The organism is Pseudomonas sp. NPDC098740, assembly GCF_044760065.1.
GTDB lineage: Bacteria > Pseudomonadota > Gammaproteobacteria > Pseudomonadales > Pseudomonadaceae > Aquipseudomonas > Aquipseudomonas rossensis.
This window is the reverse complement of sequence record NZ_JBIWAM010000011.1, coordinates 1-21,339: the sequence shown is the minus strand read 5'-3', so window position 1 is coordinate 21,339 and position 21,339 is coordinate 1. Positions and strand designations below refer to the sequence as shown.

Genomic DNA, 21,339 nt, shown 5'->3' with positions numbered 1-21,339 from the left:
GATCTATTCCGACTAATACTTCCAGCTTATGTACTACTGCAGGATGGTGTCGACACACTAGAACAAATCACATTAAAAGCGGAGTGAGAATCATGGCCACCCCAGCAACCAATGAAATGCTTAAGGCTGCAATGAGAAAAGCGATTGAAACTGGCCTTATCCCTAGTTACTCGCACCTTGATGGCTACTTAAGAAGCTGGGAGAGTCTTGCGTTGGTCGTCCAAGCCGCTGTTGATGCCGCCCCGATAACTTACTCCCTTCCTACGTGTTCAAAACGGTACTGTCGAAAACTGCCATTTCCCAATGATCGCTCCAAGTGAGCAGAGGCTATTGCGATGCTCCCGAAAAAATCCCAGCCTTCGACAGCCCATGGAAATAATCCATGAAAAACCGACGTCAATGCCAAAAAAATGCTGGCAAAACGGGCAGCTGATATGCGCCACTACCCCCATTCATTGAAACAGCTGCAACGTCGCTGCCACGGGCCGCGGCCAGCCTGGAGATCCCCGTTATGAGCGAGAGCGTGTTTGGCGATCGCATCGTGCAGAACCTGCTCGACACCGACTTCTACAAACTGACGATGATGCAGGCGGTGCTGCACAACTACCCGAACGTGGAAGTCGAATGGGAGTTTCGTTGCCGTAACAGTGAAGATTTGCGCCCGTACCTGGCGGAAATCCGCTTCCAGATCGAGCGCCTTGCCGAATTGAGCCTGAGCGCCGACCAGTTGAGTTTCATGGAGCGCATCAGCTTCATGAAGCCGGATTTCCTGCGCTTTCTCGGGTTGTTCCGCTTCAATCTGCGCTACGTCCACACCGGTATCGAAAACGGCGAGCTGTTCATCCGCCTGCGCGGGCCATGGCTGCACGTGATCTTGTTCGAAGTGCCGCTGCTGTCCATCGTCAGCGAAGTGCGCAACAGATATCGCTACCGTGAAGTCGTCCTGGAACAGGCGCGTGAGCAGCTCTACCGCAAGTTCGACTGGCTCACCGCCAACGCCAGCGCGGAGGAATTGTCCGAATTGCAGGTCGCCGATTTCGGCACTCGCCGTCGCTTCTCTTACCGCGTGCAGGAGGAAGTGGTGAACGTGCTCAAGCACGATTTCCCCGGTCGTTTTGTCGGCACCAGCAACGTGCACCTTTCACGGGAGCTGGACATGAAACCGTTGGGCACCATGGCCCACGAATGGATCATGGCCCATCAGCAACTCGGCCCCCGACTGATCGACAGTCAGATTGCCGCCCTCGATTGCTGGGTCCGCGAGTACCGCGGCCTTTTGGGGATCGCCCTCACCGATTGCATTACCACGGATGCCTTTCTCAACGATTTCGACCTGTACTTCGCCAAGCTGTTTGACGGCCTGCGCCATGATTCCGGTGACCCGGTGCTCTGGGCGGAAAAGGCCATTGCCCATTACCACAAGCTCGGCATCGACCCGATGAGCAAGACGCTGGTGTTCTCCGACAGCCTGACGCTGCCCAAGTCGTTGGAGATTTTTCGGTCGCTGCGCGGTCGGATCAATGTCAGCTTTGGCATCGGCACCAACCTGACGTGCGATATTCCGGGTGTCGAACCGATGAGCATCGTGCTTAAAATGGCCGCCTGCAACGGCCAGCCCGTGGCAAAGATTTCCGATGAGCCTGGCAAGACTCACTGCAAAGACCCGAATTTCGTCGCCTATTTGCGACACGTTTTCAAAGTACCTGCCGCCCTTCCCAGTACATCCAGCATTTCTAGCAAGGAGTGAATTCATGCAAGCCGAACAGCGTGAGATTGCTGAACAGCTCAAGGTCCAGCCGCCGTTCGCCGACCAGGCCACCCTCGAGGCTGAAGTCGCCCGGCGGATTACCTTCATCCAGGACTGCCTGGTCAATTCCAGGCTCAAGACCTTGGTACTCGGCATCAGCGGCGGCGTCGACTCCCTGACCGCCGGCCTGCTGGCCCAGCGTGCCATGCGCGAACTGCGCACACGCACCGGCGACAACAGCTACAAATTCATCGCCGTGCGCCTGCCATACGAAACCCAGTTCGACGAACACGACGCCCAGGCCTCGGTGGATTTCATCGCCCCGGACGAGCGCCACACCGTGAACATCGGCCCGGCGGTCAAAGCCCTGGCGAGCGAAGTAGCGGCCTTCGAAGGCAAGCACGCGGTCTCGGTGGATTTCGTGCTCGGCAATACCAAGGCGCGGATGCGCATGGTTGCCCAATACACCATCGCCGGCGCAGCCCACGGTCTGGTGATCGGCACTGACCACGCGGCGGAAGCGGTGATGGGCTTCTTCACCAAGTTCGGTGATGGCGCCTGCGATCTGGCGCCACTGAGCGGCCTGGTGAAAAACCAGGTCCGGGACATCGCCCGCAGCTTCGGCGCGCCGGAGTCGCTGGTAGAAAAAATCCCGACGGCCGACCTCGAAGACTTGTCGCCCGGCAAGCCGGACGAAGCGTCCCACGGCGTGACCTATGCCGAGATCGACGCGTTCCTGCACGGCGAGCCGGTGCGTGAGGAAGCGTTCAAGATCATTTGTGACACGTATAAAAAGACTCATCACAAGCGAGTGATGCCGTTCGCGCCTTGACTCTGCCCCTGTAGAAACTTGTAGGAGCTGTCGAGTGAAACGAGGCTGCGATCTTTTGATTGTGATCTTAAAAGCAAGATCAAAAGATCGCAGCCTCGTTTCACTCGACAGCTCCTACAAGGATTCGGGCTGACCCAAAAATGAGCAAAAAAAAGCGTCCCTCGCAGGACGCTTTTTTTATGCGTTCGATTCGATTACTTCAGGACAACAGTGCCTTTCATCATCGAGATGTGGCCAGGGAACGAGCAGAAGAAACCGTACTTCTCGCCAGCATCGAGCTTCGACACGTCGAAGGTCACCGACTCGGTTTCCTTGGCGCCGATGATTTTGGTGTGGGCGATGACGCGTGCGTCGCCTTCAGGCAGGTAACTCTTCTCGATGCCAGCGGCCAGGCCAGCGGTGGCGATCGGCTGCATGTCAGCTTCTTTGCTCAGCACCCAGTTATGACCCATGACGTTTTTCGGCAGGTTGCCGGAGTGTTTCAGCTCCACGGTGAACGTCTTGCAGCTCTTGTCGATGCTGATTTCCTTGGTATCGAAGGACATCTGGTCAGTCGAGTCGACAGTGACCTTGCACTCGGCAGCCATCAATTGGCTGCTGGCCAGTGTCAGCAGGGATACTGCAACAAGTTTGGCAAACATGGTGAATCTCCAAGGCAGGGTTAACAAAAGTGCGAATGGACAGAAGACTGCCTGAAAACTTCGCAAGTTCCTATGACCTGAATCAAAAATTGTATACAACTTTCGGGCTATGACACCTATCGAAACAATCTACCAGCCAGACGTCTAGGGCGGCCCTATCATCAAGCCGTCATCAATCATCTGGAGCGCCAGTCATGTCCCTTAACAGCCTGTTGCGCAGTTTGCTCGCCGCCTACGCCTGTGGCGCCAGCGGTACCTGTGAAACACCTGAACGTGAAGTGTAGACCTTGGAACGCCGCGTGCCTGCCTTTACTCTGTGGTCATCCTGACCATGGAGTAAGGCATGTCTTTAGCGTCCGTTTGTGTATTTTGCGGTGCCAGCACTGGTACCAACCCGGCTTATCGTGAAGCGGCTGTCGCCTTGGGGCGAGCATTGGCCGAGCGTAAGCTGACTCTGGTCTATGGCGGCGGCGCCGTCGGGCTGATGGGCATCGTCGCCGATGCTGCGCTGGCGGCCGGCGGTGAAGTGATCGGGATCATCCCGCAAAGCCTCAAAGACAAGGAAATCGGTCACAGCGGCCTGACTCGCCTGGAAGTGGTCGACGGCATGCATGCGCGCAAGGCGCGGATGGCCGAACTCAGTGACGCCTTTATCGCCCTGCCCGGCGGGCTGGGCACGCTGGAAGAACTGTTCGAAGTCTGGACCTGGGGCCAACTCGGCTACCACGGCAAACCGCTGGGGCTGCTGGAAGTGAACGGGTTCTACAGCAAATTGACGTCTTTTCTCGATCATATCGTCGGCGAAGGCTTCGTTCGCGAACCGCACCGTGACATGCTGCAAGTGAGCGAATCGCCGCAAACCCTGCTCGATGTATTGGACGCCTGGCAGCCGACAGTGGTGCCAAAGTGGATCGAGCAAAAACCCAGCTAACGGCTGGGCATCGATACAGGGCAGAATACGCGCCGCTCAACCTCACCTTCGACCCCAGAGGATCGCCCATGGCTAAACCCAATTATTCCTTCGCCAAACGTCAGAGAGACTTGGCCAAGGAGCAGAAGAAAGAGGAAAAGCTTCAGCGCAAGAAAGCTACAGCTGAAGAAGAAGCCGCCGCACTGAACCCGGATGCAGAAGGTGAAGTGGCCGCAAAAGATGATGTTGAAGCACCGAAAGATCAGGCGCCCGACGCCTGAGACCCTCAGGGCCCGATGATCTGATCAGGCCCACCGGATCTGTGTCCAGGGTCAGCAACGATGTTGCTGACCCTCACAGGCCAATCTGAAATACCCCTCCAGAAAGCACTGCACATCACCTGTGGGAGCGAGCTTGCTCGCGATGACGGCTGTACATCCAATATTTGTGTGACTGAAAGTCCGCTATCGCGAGCAAGCTCGCTCCCACATGGGATCTCTATTACTCCAGTGGCATCACTGTGACGCGGACTTCGGGATCATGGCTGCCGCCCCCCAGAATCACCCCACGCAACGGCGAAACATCGGAGAAATCCCGGCCCCAGGCCAGGGTTATGTGTTCGAGTGTCGGTTGTACGTTGTTGGTCGGGTCAAAATCGACCCAGCCCAGTATCGGGCAAAACACCGAGACCCAGGCGTGAGACGCGTCCGCGCCGATCAATCGAGGCTGCCCGGGTGGTGGCTGGGTCAGCAGGTAGCCACTGATGTACCGCGCCGCCAACCCACGGGAGCGTACGCAGGCGAGCATCAGGTGAGCGAAGTCCTGACAAACACCGCGCCGGCGCTCCAGCACTTCCACCAGCGGCGTCGCCACTTGGGTCGCCTCGGCATCGAAGGTGAACTCGCTGAAGATCTTCTCCATCAGCGCCTGAACACCCAACAGCAGCGGCCGACCCGATGGAAAACAGCTTTCGGAAAACTCGACGAAGTTGCGCTTCAAATGCACGTAGGGTGATTCGAACCGGTAACGACACGCTTCCAGCAATTCGGGGGAAAGCGGCTGACTGGTGTAAGTCAGCGCGTTACAGGTTTCTTCCCACGCGGGGGATTGATTGAAATCCAGCGCAGGCCGGGCCAGCACTTCGACGGTGAGCCGGGCATTGACCAGCAATTCATCATGCGGCCGCTCGAACGCCAACCGGGTCAGCGGATTACCGAACACATCCAGTTCATCGCGGCGCGAAGTCGGATCGGGACTGATCTGCAATTGCTGCTCGGTGCAGCGCTGCCAGGCACATGCACGCGGCCACAGGTGCGCGAGCTGCTGAGCCAGGGACACCGGGCTGTCGTAGTGATAATGGGTGTCGTGGAGAATCTGGTAATGGGCGCTCATCAGACGGACACCGTGCGCTGGCTGACGTCATCGACATGGGCGAAATGGCGCAAGGCCAGACGATCCGACACTTGCCCGCTAGCGTCGGCGATCTCTTGCAACAGGTCGGCCAGCCCCTCAATGGCTGCCCGAACACTGGTTTCGCCGAACAGCGAGTTCTCCAGGCATCCCAGATCGAACTGCGCCAAGCGTTCCACCAATTGCGGCAACCCCGCTTCGCGAGGCACGCCGAAGTCGTCATTCAAGCGTTTCAAGGTACGAGTCACCAGTTTCAACTGAAACAGCACGGCGTGGGGGTTCTGCTCGTCGAGCAGCAACAGGTCAAGCACCGGGATCAGTTGCGCCACCGCCAGATACCGCGAACGGTAAGTGATGCTGCTGTTGCCCAGCTCCAGCAGCCATTCCAATCCGGCCTGATCGAAAGCACCGGTACCGCGCAGAAATGCCGCCAGGCTGGCGCTGAGAAATTGCAGACGTTCGATCCGGCGGCCGATCATCAGGAAGCGCCAGCCTTCGTCCCGGGTCATGTCGTCGAGGGCGAAACCGGATAACGCCGCCAGGGACATCACCAAACGGTTGAGGAAATCCAGCAATTCGCCGAAATCCGGCTCTTCGGCTTCCAGCTCCAAGGCCTCGCGCTGCAGCTCCACCAGCGCTTGCCAGTTTTCCCGCGAGAGCTTGCCGCGCACCTGCGAGGCCGCCCACTGCAAACGCTGAAGGTTGGAGCGCAGGCTGAACGACCAGTCGTCGCCGAGCAATGCCGCCAGCAAACGCTCCGGCAACTCGCCTTCATCGGGTAACAACATCAACCGTTCGCCCAGATCGACCGCCGCCTCCAGGGCTTGCGGGTCATCGCCATCGACATAACGCGCCAGCATGATTCGCAGCAGCCGCGCGCTGTCATCACAGCGCTCGCAGTAACGCCCGAACCAGAACAGGTTTTCCACCACGCGCGAAGGCAGATACGGATCCCGTCGCACCAGGTCGTGCACACCGATCGTACGCTGGGTTTTCCATTGCTCACCGCTCGGAGGGCGATCGCCCAATACCCAGGTGTCTTTGCTCGCGCCACCGCGCTGCATCGACACCACTTCGGCGTCAGCCTCGGCGGCAACCCGGGTAAGGCCGCCGGGCAGAACCCGATAGCCCTCACGACTGGCCACTGCATACACGCGCATGCCAATGGCCCGAGGTTGCAGATGCCCCTCTTCAGCCTGCCAGATCGGGGCTTGAGAGAGCTGAGCCAATTCTTGCGCGACATAGGCGTAAGGCCGGGCCTGCATGCGTTCAGCCAGTTCCTGACGCTGTTTTTCACTCAAATCGCGCCCAAATACCGGAGTGAAGCTCTGTGACGGGAAAGCCGGTTTGATCAACAACTCCGGCAATTTTTCCAGGGCCTGAGCCAGTACCGGTGCTTCACCGCACCACCAGGTCGCGATGGAGGGCAGAATCAGTTCTTCGCCGAACAGGAATTGATTGATCTTCGGCAGGAAGCCCAACAATCCCGGCGACTCCAGCACGCCGCTGCCGAGGGCGTTGGCCACCAGCACCCGCCCTCGGCGTACGGCTTCCAGCAATCCCGGCACGCCAAGGGCCGAGTCAGTGCGCAGCTCCAGCGGATCGCAGAAGTCATCGTCGAGCCGCCGCATGATTGCGTGGACCCGACGCAGTCCGCTCAAGGTTTTCAGGTAGACCGTGGCATCCCGGACGGTCAGGTCGCCGCCCTCTACCAGCGGATAACCGAGCTGGCGCGCCAGATAGAGGTGTTCGAAGTAGCTTTCGTTGAAACGTCCCGGTGTGAGCAGCACGATCAGCGGCGCTTCGTCATCACTCGGTGCCTGACGGGCCAGGGTTTCCTGAAGCGTGCGGAAGAACCCGGCCAGGTGCTGCACTTTCAAATCGCGGTACAACTCGGGAAAGGCCCGGGACACGATGGTGCGGTTTTCCAGGGCGTAACCGGCACCGGATGGCGCTTGCGTCCGATCCGCCGTCACCCACCAGCGACCGTCAGGCGTGCGTGCCAGATCCACCGCATACAGATGCAGAAAAGCCCCGTCGGGCGGCGTGATGCCCTGACAGGGCCAGAGGAAGTTGTTGTGACCGAAAACCAGCTCAGCCGGGAGTAGACCTTCGGCGATCAACCGTTGCGGGCCGTACAAATCTGCGAGTACGGCATTGAGCAAGCGTGCCCGCTGGGCGATCCCGGCCGATAACTGCTGCCATTCATCCGCAGCAATCACGTGCGGCAACAGATCGAGTTCCCACGGCCGATCGGCACCCTTAGGGTCGGCGTAGACGTTGTAAGTCACGCCGTTTTCCTGGATCTGCCGGGTCAGCAGCGCCTGACGCTGCACCAATTGCGTTGGTGTGCTGCGTTGCAATTGGTCGAACAACCGACGCCAGTGCGGGCGCACCGCGCCGCTGTCGTCGAGCAGTTCGTGATAAGTGCCCGCCGTCAGCGGGTAGCGGTCAAGCAGGTCAGGCATGGAAAGCTCGGCAGACAGCAAAGAACGGTCAGACTAACGCAGGCTCATGACGCCCGGATATACGAAAAATCCGAGCGTCGCGTACGGTTTAGTAACGTCGTAAATCGAGTGTCATCGGCAGCTCGTCGTTCACTTCCACATTCGGTATAGGAAGTTTCCCAGGACTGTGTCCGATGCGGAAAAAACGCGCCATCCGCCGGCTCTCCGCCTCATTGGCGTTCACCGGCAAGCTGTCGTAGTTACGCCCGCCCGGATGGGCAACGTGGTACTGGCAGCCACCCAGCGAGCGCTGCATCCAGGTGTCGAGCAGGTCGAACACCAGTGGCGCGTGGACCGGGATGGTCGGCTGCAGGCAGTTGGCCGGTTGCCAGGCGCGGAAACGCACGCCGGCCACAAATTCGCCGACCCGCCCGGTGGGTTGCAATGGCACCGGAATGCCATTGCAGGTCAGAAGAAAACGCTGCGGCGGCAGACCCGTGAGCTTGACCTGCAAGCGCTCCAGCGACGAATCCACATAACGCACCGTGCCGCCGACTGCGCCCTCCTCGCCCAGCACATGCCAGGGCTCCAGCGCTTGACGCAATTCCAGCTCGATCCCGCTGACGGCGTAATCGCCTACCTTGGGAAAACGGAACTCCAGATGCGCCGCAAACCACTCGGCGCGCACGGGATAACCGGCGGCATTGAGGTCGACGATGACGTCGGCGAAATCCTGTTCGATAAAGTGTGGCAACAGGAAACGATCGTGCAGCTCTGTACCCCAGCGCGCCAGCTTCGGCGGTGCATAGGGCTCGCGCCAGAACCGCGCCACCAACGCCCGCAACAACAACTGCTGCGCCAGGCTCATGCGCGCATGGGGCGGCATTTCAAAGGCGCGCAATTCGAGCAACCCCAGACGCCCCGTCGCGCCATCCGGTGAATAAAGCTTGTCTATGCAGAACTCGGCACGGTGCGTGTTGCCGGTCACGTCGATCAGCAGGTTGCGCAGCAGCCGATCCACCAGCCACGGTGCGCATTCCTCACCCGGCTCAGGCATCTGGGCAAAGGCGATTTCCAGTTCATACAACGCATCATTGCGCGCTTCATCAACCCGTGGCGCCTGAGACGTCGGGCCGATGAACAATCCGGAAAACAGGTAGGACAAGGACGGGTGGTTATGCCAGTAGCTGATCAGGCTGCGCAGCAGATCGGGGCGGCGTAGAAACGGTGAGTCAGCCGGTGTCGCGCCGCCCAGTACGAAATGGTTACCGCCGCCGGTGCCGGTGTGCCGACCGTCGATCATGAATTTCTCGGTGGTCAGTCGGGTCTGGCGTGCCTCTTCGTAAAGAAACTCGGTGCGCTCGACCAGTTCATCCCACGTGGCGGATGGCTGCACGTTGACCTCGATCACACCCGGATCGGGCGTGATACGGAAGTTGTTCAGCCGCGGATCGCTCGGCGGCTCATAGCCTTCCAGCAACACCGGGCAATGCAGCTCCTCGGCGGTCGCTTCGATGGCGCTGACCAGTTCCAGATAATCCTCGACCCGTTCCAGCGGCGGCATGAACAGGTACAACCGCCCCTCTCGCGCTTCGGCGCAGAACGCCGTGCGGGTCAGCCAGTCGGCGGATTCGTCGATCTTTGGCGTGCGTTCATCAGCAACCGCAGGCTCGCCTTGGCTCTGAAGTTGTGCAGTGTCGGGCAGTGCAGGGAAATCCTGATTCGGGTCCGCAGGATGAATGAACGGGTACTCCGACGCTTTCACCCAAGGCTGCGAGCCGAGCGGCAAGCGATAGCCCAGCGGCGAATCCCCCGGCACCAGTCGGCAATGCTCGTCGCGCAGATACCAACGGCCGCTTTGCCACTGATCACCCTTGGCGGTGCGCGCCAGCGGCAGGACCTGACCGATGACTTTGTCCAGACCCTGGCTGAAGACTTTGCGCAGGCGCGCCCGCTCCAAAGGTTCTTCAAGACGCGAGTCTTCGGCGCTGACGTTCTGCGGCAACGTGCCTTCGCGCCAGAGGTAATAGAAATTGTCTTCGTAGGCCGGAAATACAAAGCGTGTCGGAATTTTCAGGCGCTCGGCGACACTCGCCAGAAAGCGTCCGGCCAACTCGCCATTGGCACCGTAGTCTTGCTGCTCATCGGCAATCAGCGCGCTGTTGTGCCAGATCGGTACATCGTCGCGGCGCCAGTAGCAGTTCAGCGACCAGCGCGGCAATTGCTCGCCGGGGTACCACTTGCCCTGACCGAAATGCACCAGGCCTTTGGGGGCATAGTGTTTGCGCATGCGCTGGAACAGTTCGGCGGACAGACGCCGCTTGTCTGGCCCAAGTGCCGCCGTGTTCCACTCGGCGCCGTCTGGATCGTCGATGGAAACAAACGTCGGTTCACCGCCCATGGTCAGGCGCACGTCACCCTCCAACAGGTCGGCATCGATCTGCCGCCCCAACGCCTGGATCGCCAGCCATTGGTCTTCGGTGTAGGGCTTCGTTACCCGTGGCGCTTCCCAAATCCGCTCCACGGACATTTCATGGGTGAATTCGCACTCGCACGGTTCAACCAAGCCACTGATCGGTGCCGCAGAGCCCGGATCGGGGCTACAGGCCAACGGAATGTGTCCTTCACCGGCAAACAGCCCTGACGTCGCGTCCAGGCCGATCCAGCCTGCACCGGGCAAATAAACCTCACACCAGGCGTGCAGGTCGGTGAAGTCCACGTCAGTGCCCGACGGGCCGTCGAGGCTTTTGACGTCGGCGGTCAGTTGAATCAGGTAGCCGGAGACGAAACGCGCCGCCAGACCGAGGTTGCGCAACAGTTGCACCAGCAACCACGCGGAGTCGCGGCAGGAACCGGAGGCATGTTCGAGGGTGTGTTCGGGCGTTTGCACGCCCGGCTCCATGCGGATCAGGTAGCCAATGTCTTCACTCAGGCGCTGATTGAGTGCGACGAGGAAATCCACACTAGGCAGTGGCGTGCGGTCGATGCCATCCAGGTACGCCTTGAACTTCGGTGTCAGGGGCAAGGTTTCCAGGTACGGCGCCAGCTCCTTGCGCTCATCCGCGGCGTAGGCGAACGGGATCTTTTCCGCGTAGGGTTCAAGGAAGAAATCGAACGGATTGAAGACCGCCATCTCTGCCAGCAGATCGACTTCGATCCGCAGCTCATCGGTTTTTTCCGGGAACACCAATCGCGCCAGGTAATTGCCCTGGGGATCCTGCTGCCAGTTGATGAAGTGCTGCTCGGGCGACACTTTCAGCGCGTAGGACAGTATCCGCGTGCGACTGTGGGCGGCCGGGCGCAGGCGAACGATCTGCGGACCGAGCTCGACGGCGCGGTCGTAGCGGTAATGCGTGACGTGGTGCAATGCGACATGAATCGACACGGCGTGCCTCCTGCGAGCCTTAAGCGTTATCGAAAGCGCGCAAGACTTATGCCATCCAGCAGCGCTGGCGCTTTCTCCGGTTGCTTGAGGCAGTACAGCACCAAAATCGGGCGATGCGGGAATTTGGTTTGCATCGATTGCACGGATTTGTGGCGTTCAGCTGCATAGTCGCCACCAACACCGGCCTCTTCGCGGGCAAGCCCGCTCCCACAGTGTTCGAGGTTGTCTCCGGTTCTGTGTTCACAGCAGATCCCTGTGGGAGCGGGCTTGCCCGCGAAGAGGCCGGTTGCCCCAACACAGCTTCCGACCCAGCGCCCCAGTTTTCCGTGGCGCAGAAACGCAAAACGCCAACCCGAAGGTTGGCGTTCTGTTCAGAGCTAGCGAGGTTTAGCGCGGCACTACCGGCTTGCGCGCAGGTTTCGGCCCCTTGCCTTTGGCCGCGTCCTTGCGATCCTTGGCCGCCTGCTGGTTGCGGGCGAACGCCGCTGCCTTGGCCTGTTCACGCTTGTCCCACGGGTTGCCGCCATCACTGGCGCGCGGTGGCAGGCCCGTGTGCTGGGTCAGGATCTTGGTGGTCTTTTCCCCTGCCACTTTATGGCTGCCGGCCGGTGTCGAGTTCTTGCGACGGGCGCTCTGGTAGCTGTCGGTCGCCGGCTGGTGCAGCGGGATCAACTGGTTCTTGCCCGGCCCGATCAGGTCGGCGCGGCCCATGCGGGTCAGCGCTTCACGCAGCATCGGCCAGCCTTTCGGATCGTGATAACGCAAGAACGCCTTGTGCAGACGACGCTGCTCTTCGCTCTTGACGATGGTCACGGCGTCACTCTTGTAAGTGACTTTGCGCAGCGGGTTCTTGCCCGAGTGGTACATCGCGGTGGCGGTGGCCATCGGCGACGGGTAGAACGCTTGCACCTGGTCGGCACGGAAGCCGTTGCCCTTGAGCCACAAGGCCAGGTTCATCATGTCTTCGTCGGTGGTGCCCGGGTGCGCGGCGATGAAGTACGGAATCAGGTACTGCTCTTTCCCGGCTTCCTTGGAGTACTTCTCGAACATGCGCTTGAACTTGTCATAGCTGCCGATGCCCGGTTTCATCATCTGGTTGAGCGGACCTTCCTCGGTATGTTCCGGGGCGATCTTCAGGTAACCACCAACGTGGTGGGTCACCAGCTCTTTGACGTACTCCGGCGACTCGACCGCGAGGTCGTAGCGCAGACCGGAAGCGATCAGGATCTTCTTCACACCCGGCAAGGCACGGGCGCTGCGGTACAGCTGGATCAGCGACGAGTGATCGGTGTTCAGGTTCGGGCAAATGCCCGGGAACACACACGAAGGCTTGCGGCACGCGGATTCGATTTCCGGGGTCTTGCAGGCGATACGGTACATGTTCGCGGTCGGGCCGCCGAGGTCGGAAATGACGCCGGTGAAGCCGGGGACCTTGTCGCGGATCTCTTCGATTTCGCGAATGATCGACTCTTCGGAACGGTTCTGGATGATCCGGCCTTCGTGCTCGGTGATAGAGCAGAAGGTACAGCCGCCGAAGCAGCCACGCATGATGTTCACCGAGAAGCGGATCATGTCGTAGGCAGGGATCTTTTCCTTGCCGTACGCCGGGTGCGGAATGCGCGCATAGGGCATGCCGAACACGTAGTCCATTTCTTCGGTGGTCATCGGAATTGGAGGCGGGTTGAACCAGACGTCGACTTCGCCGTGCTTCTGCACCAGCGCACGGGCGTTGCCCGGGTTGGTTTCCAGGTGAAGCACGCGGTTGGCGTGAGCATAAAGAACCGCGTCACCACGGACTTTCTCAACCGAAGGCAGACGAATCACGGTCTTGTCGCGAGTCATCTTCGGGCTCGCCAGAATCTGCACGACCTTGGCTTCGCTCGGGTCTTCTGCACTTGAAAAAGTCGCACCCTTTTCCTGCTCGATGGTGCACGCCGCAGTGTCCTGGGTGTTCACGTACGGGTTGATGATCTTGTCGATCTTGCCCGGACGGTCGATGCGCGTGGAATCGACTTCGTACCAGTCTTTCGGCGTGTCGCGACGAATGAACGCGGTACCGCGCACGTCGGTGATGTCTTCGATCTTGTGACCGTAGGACAGACGCTGGGCGACTTCGACGATCGCACGCTCGGCGTTGCCGTAGAGCAGGATGTCGGCGCAGGCGTCGATCAGGATCGAGTTGCGAACCCGGTCCTGCCAGTAATCGTAGTGGGCGATGCGGCGCAGGGAAGCTTCGATGCCACCGAGAACGATCGGCACGTTCTTGTAGGCTTCCTTGCAACGCTGGCTGTAAACCAGGCTCGCGCGATCCGGACGTTTGCCCGCCATGCCACCAGGAGTGTAGGCGTCATCTGAGCGGATTTTTTTGTCGGCGGTGTAGCGGTTGATCATCGAGTCCATGTTGCCGGCCGCGACGCCGAAGAACAGGTTCGGCTCGCCGAGCTTCATGAAGTCGTCTTTGGACTGCCAGTTTGGCTGGGCAATGATCCCGACGCGGAAGCCTTGCGACTCCAGCAGCCGGCCGATGATTGCCATGCCGAACGACGGATGGTCAACGTACGCATCACCGGTGACGATGATGATGTCGCATGAATCCCAGCCAAGCTGATCCATCTCCTCCCTGCTCATCGGCAGGAATGGCGCTGGACCGAAACATTCGGCCCAGTACTTGGGATAGTCAAATAACGGCTTGGCTGTTTGCATGACGATGACCGGTGTTGAGATGAAAAATCGCGGGCGCGGAATATAGCACAAAAATTAACCAATTCCGACAATAGCGGTCGGCTTTTACCATCAGGTCTGCCCTTGACCGATACATCACATTTCGCTGAGCACATGTCGCTACATAGATATTCTTCAAGAAAAAAACCCGCGAGTAGTCTGGCGCTTCAACTACCAGACTGGCTTATCCAGAGCCACGGAGCTCCCTTGAACGATTCGACTTTACTCAATACAGTCCTCGCACCTACCCCGCCGCCCCTATCTGCTCATGCAAGCTTCATCCAGAGCAAGCTGCCTGGCTGGCTAGTCGAGGGATCACCTGAACAGCGCAAAACGTTTCGCGCCTGCCTGCTCAAAAGCAATGCAGCCAGGCAGGCGTTGGCCCCCGTCTTCGAAGATCTGAAAAACCCCTTGAACTTTGCCCGAACCTTGTTGAGCGAAAAGCTCACAGGACACCTGGGATCGCTGGACGCTGAAAAATCCACACTGCTACGCGAATGGAAGAACTCCCACCTCTTGGGGCTGATCAAAACACACCATAAAACCACCGAACAAACGCTTGTAGACGCCGCTCTGCAGAACTTCGAACCTTCCGAAGCCCTGAGCGGTGGTTTTGAAGCGGGATCGGCCCTCTATTTGTCCGGGTACGACGAAAAGAAAAAAAGCGCTGTCAGCCCAGAGCACTTCGCCGGGGTTTGTCGCGAGCTGGACATCGGCATGCGGTACCAGAGACACATCAGCGAAATACTGGAACCTTCTGCGACTGCGGGAACAACCGCCACTCGCTCGGCAAACCAGATAAAAGCCCTGATCAGGAACGACGACCAAAATACCTTTGAGGCGGCGATCCACATCGCCCTGATGAAGAAATCCATCAGCACAGATCTTTACGCACTATTACTCGAACTGAGCCACGCCGGCAGCCACAAGGACTTGATCTGTTCACACCTGACCCTGGACGGCATAGCCCTTCCGGGCATCGTGGTACTTCGGGATAAATGGCCTCAGATTAAACACGTTCTTTACATCCCCGATGATCCCGATGACGCAATCAAACGATATGACTCGTATAACGCTCTTCAAACAGCCCTGGCAATTAAACTGGACACACCCTCCTACCGGAAATTCTTCAATCGCTTCATTCCGTTTGAGCGCCAGGGAACGCCGCTGACCACAGGCACTTTGTGGTCAGGCGCAAACCGCCGTAGTAATGCGTCTTTTGCCAAACCCTTGGTGCGCGTGGATATTGCCGGTGACGTCTATGAAACGGTCTTCAAGCAACGCATTGCCCACCTGAAAGCTGACGCACGTGTGCTGGCGGTCCCCACGGCAGATGCCAACACCGCCGGCAGCTTGAAAAAACGTCAGGAGCTCGAGGCATCAGGGGAGTCGCTGTTATTTTTCGCCGCGTCCTTCATACCGATCATCGGTGAAGTGATGTTGGCGGTAACAGCCTTGCAGTTACTCAACTCGGTCTATCACGGCGTTGCCGCCTGGAGTCGTGGCGATACCGATGAAGCCCTGAATGATCTGCTGGATGTCGCAGACGCCGCGGCCCTGGGCATCATCACGGCCGGCGCAATAAAAACCACCGGGATCGCCACCAACCTGGTGAAAATTAGGTTGCGCGACAATAGCGAACGACTCTGGCACCCCGATCTGACGCCCTATCGGACGGCACTTCAACTCCCTGAAAATATCCACCCCAACGCTCAAGGGTTGTATAACCACAACGCAAAAACCTATGTAGCACTGGAAGACCATTTCTATGAAGTAAAGGTCGACATCGCCACCCGGCAGTGGGAACTGCAACACCCTTCTGACCCAAACGGGCATACCCCACAGATGTTACAAAACGATGCCGCCGGATGGCGCCATCTGCACGAGGACCCAAGCACTTGGGATGGATTGAAACTGATCAGGCGTCTTGGCACTGTCGCACGCAATATCCGCCAAGAAGCCGTTGAGCCCATTCTGCTGGTCAGCGGATTAGACAGATTGGCTCTCATTGAACTTCATCAGAGCACCCAACGTCCGCCGGCCCTGCTGACCGATGTATTGAAGCGCTTTGATTTGAGGCAGGAAATAAAAGATTTCAAGATAGAACGTAGCAAAGGCACTAAAACCGGCCCTTACTCACCGTTCATCTTGCTGCACCTGCTCACCACACTGAGCGGCTGGCCAACCACTCGACGCCTGACCGTCGTCGATGGGACTGAAACGCTCTTTGCTTTTGGTGACTCCGCCAATGCAACACTGCCCGAACTTAGATTGACCTACGCCCAACTCAGAAACGGTGAACTGACAGACGCTGTTATCGAGAAGTTGAGAACTGAAGAGCTCAGTGAGCTGTTCAAAGGGCTGGCGCCATCCTCTGCCTCTAACGCAGAGCGCCTGGCGCAGTGTCTTGAGACCCACCTTGCGGCAACAAAAGACCTGCTGTTCCCAAAAACTTATGCGCTGACCGATCAACCGGAAAACCCGATAGAGCAACACATTCGCACGAAGTATCCAACGCTGCCAAAAAGTTATCTACAGCAGTTGACACTCAGCCTCAGCGCACTGGAAAAGCAGCAAATCGTGCGGGAAAAGCAGTTGTTGCCACTCATGGAAAAGGAAGCAGCCGAATATTCCAAAGAAGTTGAAACAGCACGTACTTATGAGGGGCTTTATCTTGATTCCGCCCGCCCTCTTGACACCGACCAACTCATCCTCATGAACTTCAGGCACTTGCCCAACTGGGCCGACTCGGTGCACATCGAAATGCGTGATGCAACCCTCAACGGCACATTGCTGAGCAGCGTCGGCAGTGACACAGCCGCTCATCGCAGAGTTCTGGTTCGAGAAGGCGCGCAGTACAGGGCTTACGATGCTGCGGGAAATCCGCTTAATGGACTGGCCGATCTCTACACCTCGATCAAAGCGGTCCTGCCTGAACCCGAGCGCTTTGCCGCAGCCAATAATTGGTCTGACCGTGTAAAAACCGCGCTCAACAACGTCATAGAGCGTTTGCACAAACAACCTCTGGCTATTCGGGAAGCTGGTGCGTCATGGGCTACCGAGCCCGCAACCCCAGGCTTCCCCCTTGATACCCATTTTGCCCGGAAAGAAACACCGACGAACCTGTCGCTGCGCGCAGACGGCGTTTATGAACAGCGCCCCCTACAAGGTGGCACGTACATGTATTACGTGCTGGAAAACCGCCTGTACTATCAAGTGCAATACGCCAAACCGGGCTGGCAAGTCATTGATGCGCGCAGCCCCTATCGAGCGTACAAGCCCTACGTGCGGCAAAAGGCTGGAGGTGGTTGGGAGATCGATACCGATAGCGGGTTACCGGGCGGCACGCCGGGCGTTGGCTCGTCAAGACACCTCGATATCCCGGAGGAGGCAAGCGGCAGCTATCACAGCGCCACCGAGTACGTCATGCCTGTGCCATTCACTGCCGCCGAACGCGACCGCATGTCCAGCATCAGATCCTTTCAACAGACCTCCAACACACGCGGTAACTATGATCGTGCCAACAACGGCCGCTACCCCCTCAGGGACCTGAAGGGGCAACCGTTACGCATCAAAAAAATTCAGCGGCAGGCCAAATCTGCTGATGGCGGTACCCACTACGAGGCCGCGGCAATCAAACCATACATTCAATGGGAGGGCTTCGAAGGCGTTGCCAACCTGTACGAAGAAAAACTGGCGCTACGCACATTCACCGCCGCCGACTGCAAGGTGCCTGAGGAAAGGACCTTGATCGGGCAAGACATGGTGAGCAGCAAAAAGCCGCTGGTTAAAGGGGAGATTCTTGGGGTTTATGGTGGAGGATTGATACACGGTCATGTCGGTCGCGCCAGACAGGACCCGTTCCTCATCAATGTACTGCCTCGGAAACTGTCCACCCACGCCAGCCCCCCTCCCGTTCTGTTGTCCGGAGACAATGTGCTGTCCCGAATAAATACCCTCTTCGAGTACGAACAGGGCAAGCCGGCACGACAGGCAACAACGGGTTACAACGTCGAAGCCGTGCCGTTTGATGTGGAGGTTCAAGCCCAAGGCGGGGGCAAGGAAAAATACCTGCTGTATGCACTCTTTGCCATTGACGACATTCCCGTCGACAACGAGCTACGCTGGAATTATGGCTACGCCGAGCAAACGATCAAAGACCTGTTCGCCTGAAACACAGCTATCAACCGTCGACACCCTCGACGTTACTCGTCGTCGAAGTTGTAGCTGCCCGGCGCCAGGTTTTCGAAGCGGGTGTACTTGCCGATGAACGCCAGTCGTGACGTGCCGATCGGGCCGTTCCGCTGCTTGCCGATGATGATCTCGGCGATGCCTTTGTGCTCAGTTTCCGGGTGATACACCTCGTCCCGGTACACGAACATGATCACGTCAGCATCCTGCTCGATCGCTCCGGATTCCCGCAAGTCGGAGTTGATCGGTCGTTTGTTCGGTCGTTGCTCCAGGGAGCGGTTGAGCTGGGACAGCGCCACCACCGGGCAGTTGAATTCCTTGGCCAGGGCCTTCAAGGAGCGGGAGATTTCAGAAATCTCGTTGGTCCGGTTGTCGCCGCTCGAACCCGGGATCTGCATCAATTGCAGGTAGTCGATCATAATCAGGCCAACCTCGCCATGCTCACGCACCAGGCGTCGAGTCCGCGCACGCATTTCCGACGGGCTGATACCGGCCGTATCGTCAATGAACAGCTTGCGATCGTTGAGCAAGTTGACCGCCGAGGTCAGGCGCGGCCAATCGTCGTCTTCCAGGCGACCGGCACGAACCTTGGTCTGATCGATCCGGCCGAGGGACGACAACATACGCATGATCAGCGATTCGCCTGGCATCTCCAGCGAGTAAACCAATACGCATTTGTCGCTGCGCAGCACGGCGTTTTCCACCAGGTTCATCGCAAAAGTGGTTTTACCCATGGATGGACGGCCGGCGACGATGATCAGGTCGGACGGCTGCAAGCCGCTGGTCATGCCGTCGAGATCGGTATAACCGGTAGAGAGGCCCGTAATCGCGTTGTCAGTGTTGAACAGCGTATCGATACGGTCGATGGCCTTGGTCAACAGATCATTCACGCTCACCGGGCCGCCGGTTTTTGGCCGGGCCTCGGCGATCTGGAAAATCTGGCGTTCGGCTTCGTCGAGAATCTCTTCAGCCGAGCGGCCTTCCGGGTTGAAGGCGCTGTCGGCGATTTCGGTGGCGATGCCGATCAGTTGGCGCAAGGTCGCCCGCGCGCGGACAATCTGGGCATAAGCCTTGATGTTGGCGACGGACGGCGTGTTTTTTGCCAGTTCGCCAAGGTATCCGAGGCCGCCGACTTGCGAGGTCTGACCTTCCTTGTCCAATTGCTCGGCAAGGGTCACGACGTCGATCGGCGAGTTCTGGTCGGCGAGCTTGGCGATCGCACGGAAGATCAGGCGGTGGTCATGTCGATAGAAATCGCCGTCCGACACCTGATCAAGCACGCGTTCCCAGGCGTTGTTGTCCAGCATCAAACCACCGAGCACAGCCTGTTCGGCCTCGATGGAATGCGGCGGCACCTTCAGGGCAGCGGTTTGCAGATCGTATTGCTCAGGAGCGGAGATATCGTTCATGGCCACTTGAATAGTTTTGTGAAAATCAGGAACTGCAGAAAGACAAAGGGCACGACCTGTAAACAGGATCGTGCCCGATGTTACCGGCAAGCACCCGAGGGTGCCAGCCGACAAGTGCTGCTTAAGCTGCTACCACGACAACGCGTACGGTGGCTTCAACTTCGGCGTGCAGGTGCACGGCTACGTCGAATTCGCCTACGTTGCGGATGGTGCCGTTCGGCAGACGAACTTCGCTTTTTGCAACTTCAACGCCAGAGGCGGTCAGTGCATCAGCGATGTCGTGAGTACCGATCGAACCGAACAGCTTGCCTTCGTCACCGGCAGTGGCAGTGATAGTCACTTCCAGCTCAGCCAGTTGGGCGGCACGGCTTTCAGCCGAAGTTTTACGGTCTGCTGCGGCTTTTTCCAGCTCAGCGCGACGCTCTTCGAACGCGGCCAGGTTGGCAGCGGTCGCAGCGGTAGCTTTGCCGTAAGGCAGCAGGTAGTTACGACCGTAACCAGCCTTAACGTTCACTTTGTCACCCAGGTTGCCCAGGTTGGTGACTTTTTCCAGAAGGATCAGTTGCATGTGAAAATCCTCTTAACTTTTAACCTTCACCGTTCGCGCTATCGACGTCTTTCGGCGTCGAACGACCGCGAAAATCAATCAGGCTGTCGACGATGGCCAAGACCACCAGCAACGGATAGATCAGCTGCATGAACAGCAACAGCGTGACGTACAACCCCACCAGCCAGAACCCGGCCAGTCGCTTTTGCGCCACCAGCCCGTGAATCAGGGCCAGCCCGGCGAACACCAGCGGTACACTGCACAACGGCGTCAACATGGCCATCTGCGGACCGATGTTAGGCCCCAGAAGCATGAACGCCAGCAGTAACATCGCCAGCCCCAGCGGGAATCGGATGGCGCGAAACTCGCGACCAAAACCACCCGGGTTGTACAACAACGCCTGCCAGTAGCGCCCGACAAGCAGGCTCAGCACACTGACGATTTGCAATAAGGCCGCAATCAGGCCGGTCAGGACCGGTGCGATCAGGGACGCAAAATGCGCCTGCTCGTCTACCGACAACTTCTGGTAGACATCACCGAGTAGCGACGGCATGACTTTTATCAAAGCCTGCGCCAACATCTCGATTTGAGGACCAAAAGCCGTCCCCAGCACCACTGAAAACACCACTCCCATCGCTATGCTGACCAGCAGCACGCGGTTCCAGGACTCGCTTGCGCGCAAAACCAACGCAAGGCTCCAAGACCCCAGCAGCACCAGAAGTGCCCGTGGGTCATCGGAGTAAAGCCACCAGATCAACGCCGGCAGCAGTCCCAGAGCAAGAACGCCCAGGGCGTCCTTCAATCCGCGCCGCAGGAGCACAAGGCAACCCGCGGCAGCACCCAACCAATACAACAGCGGCAATGTTGCGCATCCGGCCACTACGAGAGTGGCCTGCATACGGCCGCGCATGATGAACTCAGCTATGGCACGCATGCTTTCAATCCTTTGCTACGTGTCGACTGCCCGGTCTCAGCGGCCGTGGCTGTCGGTGTAGGCCAGCAGGGCCAGGAAGCGGGCGCGCTTGATAGCGGTGGCCAGCTGACGCTGATAACGTGCTTTGGTACCGGTGATGCGGCTTGGAACGATTTTGCCGGTATC

Annotated in this window: 14 protein-coding genes; 5 read left to right on the top strand and 9 right to left on the bottom strand. The window is 58.7% G+C overall.

Annotated features, from left to right (window positions below):
* Positions 1–511: 511 nt before the first annotated feature.
* Both pncB and nadE read left to right on the top strand, forming a co-directional pair.
* Positions 512–1,747: a nicotinate phosphoribosyltransferase gene (pncB, locus tag ACIQU2_RS15400; RefSeq protein WP_347804602.1), complete on the top strand. Its 1,236-nt coding sequence runs from the start codon at positions 512–514 to the stop codon at positions 1,745–1,747.
* A gap of 4 nt (positions 1,748–1,751) precedes the next feature.
* Positions 1,752–2,579: an ammonia-dependent NAD(+) synthetase gene (nadE, locus tag ACIQU2_RS15395; protein WP_403142195.1), complete on the top strand. Its 828-nt coding sequence runs from the start codon at positions 1,752–1,754 to the stop codon at positions 2,577–2,579.
* Between the two features lie 194 nt (positions 2,580–2,773).
* Here nadE and azu read toward each other — a convergent pair whose 3' ends face one another.
* Complete coding sequence (gene azu, locus ACIQU2_RS15390) at positions 2,774–3,220, bottom strand: azurin (RefSeq protein WP_403142192.1); 447 nt, start codon at positions 3,218–3,220, stop codon at positions 2,774–2,776.
* Between the two features lie 343 nt (positions 3,221–3,563).
* Here azu and ACIQU2_RS15385 point away from each other — a divergent pair, with 343 nt between their 5' ends.
* A complete protein-coding gene (locus ACIQU2_RS15385; protein ID WP_149631985.1) occupies positions 3,564–4,151 on the top strand; it encodes a TIGR00730 family Rossman fold protein in 588 nt (195 codons plus the stop codon).
* Between the two features lie 68 nt (positions 4,152–4,219).
* Positions 4,220–4,411 (top strand): hypothetical protein, encoded by a 192-nt coding sequence (locus ACIQU2_RS15380; protein ID WP_347804604.1) that lies wholly within the window; start codon positions 4,220–4,222, stop codon positions 4,409–4,411.
* A gap of 220 nt (positions 4,412–4,631) precedes the next feature.
* Here the strand turns inward: ACIQU2_RS15380 and ACIQU2_RS15375 are convergent, their stop codons facing one another.
* The 4 genes from ACIQU2_RS15375 to ACIQU2_RS15360 all read right to left on the bottom strand — a co-directional run bounded on the left by ACIQU2_RS15375 (position 4,632) and on the right by ACIQU2_RS15360 (position 14,075).
* A complete protein-coding gene (locus tag ACIQU2_RS15375; RefSeq protein ID WP_403142187.1) occupies positions 4,632–5,522 on the bottom strand; it encodes a transglutaminase N-terminal domain-containing protein in 891 nt (296 codons plus the stop codon).
* Positions 5,522–8,008 carry a circularly permuted type 2 ATP-grasp protein gene (locus ACIQU2_RS15370; RefSeq protein ID WP_403142184.1) on the bottom strand — a complete coding sequence of 829 codons (2,487 nt, stop codon included), beginning with the start codon at positions 8,006–8,008 and terminating at the stop codon, positions 5,522–5,524. Before ACIQU2_RS15370 ends, ACIQU2_RS15375 begins: the two co-directional genes overlap by 1 nt.
* Positions 8,009–8,096: 88 nt before the next feature.
* The gene (locus tag ACIQU2_RS15365; protein WP_403142181.1) at positions 8,097–11,372 is read right to left on the bottom strand and encodes a DUF2126 domain-containing protein; all 3,276 of its coding nucleotides are present in this window, start codon (positions 11,370–11,372) and stop codon (positions 8,097–8,099) included.
* 387 nt (positions 11,373–11,759) lie between these two features.
* Positions 11,760–14,075, bottom strand: a complete 2,316-nt coding sequence (locus tag ACIQU2_RS15360) for a YgiQ family radical SAM protein (protein WP_347804608.1) — start codon at positions 14,073–14,075, stop codon at positions 11,760–11,762.
* Between the two features lie 225 nt (positions 14,076–14,300).
* On the opposite strand from ACIQU2_RS15360, the gene ACIQU2_RS15355 reads away from it, so the two are divergent.
* Positions 14,301–18,266, top strand: coding sequence for a dermonecrotic toxin domain-containing protein (locus ACIQU2_RS15355; protein WP_403142178.1), 3,966 nt, complete (start codon positions 14,301–14,303; stop codon positions 18,264–18,266).
* Positions 18,267–18,298: 32 nt separating this feature from the next.
* On the opposite strand, the gene dnaB is transcribed toward ACIQU2_RS15355, so the two are convergent.
* The 4 genes from dnaB to rpsR all read right to left on the bottom strand — a co-directional run.
* Positions 18,299–19,693, bottom strand: coding sequence for a replicative DNA helicase (dnaB, locus tag ACIQU2_RS15350; RefSeq protein WP_140677215.1), 1,395 nt, complete (start codon positions 19,691–19,693; stop codon positions 18,299–18,301).
* A 121-nt stretch (positions 19,694–19,814) separates the two neighbouring features.
* Positions 19,815–20,261 (bottom strand): 50S ribosomal protein L9, encoded by a 447-nt coding sequence (rplI, locus tag ACIQU2_RS15345; RefSeq protein ID WP_003197251.1) that lies wholly within the window; start codon positions 20,259–20,261, stop codon positions 19,815–19,817.
* Positions 20,262–20,280: 19 nt separating this feature from the next.
* Positions 20,281–21,174 (bottom strand): hypothetical protein, encoded by an 894-nt coding sequence (locus ACIQU2_RS15340; RefSeq protein ID WP_403142174.1) that lies wholly within the window; start codon positions 21,172–21,174, stop codon positions 20,281–20,283.
* A gap of 36 nt (positions 21,175–21,210) precedes the next feature.
* Positions 21,211–21,339: 30S ribosomal protein S18 (rpsR, locus tag ACIQU2_RS15335; RefSeq protein WP_403142466.1), on the bottom strand; the 129-nt coding region annotated here is incomplete at its 5' end.

What these genes read in the sequence shown, in the direction of transcription:
- ACIQU2_RS15380 (WP_347804604.1), top strand. Translation starts at nt 4,220, where the DNA reads ATGGCTAAACCCAATTATTCCTTCGCCAAACGTCAGAGAGACTTGGCC.
- ACIQU2_RS15360 (WP_347804608.1), bottom strand. Translation starts at nt 14,075, where the DNA reads ATGCAAACAGCCAAGCCGTTATTTGACTATCCCAAGTACTGGGCCGAA.
- ACIQU2_RS15385 (WP_149631985.1), top strand. Translation starts at nt 3,564, where the DNA reads ATGTCTTTAGCGTCCGTTTGTGTATTTTGCGGTGCCAGCACTGGTACC.
- rplI (WP_003197251.1), bottom strand. Translation starts at nt 20,261, where the DNA reads ATGCAACTGATCCTTCTGGAAAAAGTCACCAACCTGGGCAACCTGGGT.
- ACIQU2_RS15370 (WP_403142184.1), bottom strand. Translation starts at nt 8,008, where the DNA reads ATGCCTGACCTGCTTGACCGCTACCCGCTGACGGCGGGCACTTATCAC.
- ACIQU2_RS15340 (WP_403142174.1), bottom strand. Translation starts at nt 21,174, where the DNA reads ATGCGTGCCATAGCTGAGTTCATCATGCGCGGCCGTATGCAGGCCACT.
- ACIQU2_RS15375 (WP_403142187.1), bottom strand. Translation starts at nt 5,522, where the DNA reads ATGAGCGCCCATTACCAGATTCTCCACGACACCCATTATCACTACGAC.
- nadE (WP_403142195.1), top strand. Translation starts at nt 1,752, where the DNA reads ATGCAAGCCGAACAGCGTGAGATTGCTGAACAGCTCAAGGTCCAGCCG.
- azu (WP_403142192.1), bottom strand. Translation starts at nt 3,220, where the DNA reads ATGTTTGCCAAACTTGTTGCAGTATCCCTGCTGACACTGGCCAGCAGC.
- pncB (WP_347804602.1), top strand. Translation starts at nt 512, where the DNA reads ATGAGCGAGAGCGTGTTTGGCGATCGCATCGTGCAGAACCTGCTCGAC.
- dnaB (WP_140677215.1), bottom strand. Translation starts at nt 19,693, where the DNA reads ATGAACGATATCTCCGCTCCTGAGCAATACGATCTGCAAACCGCTGCC.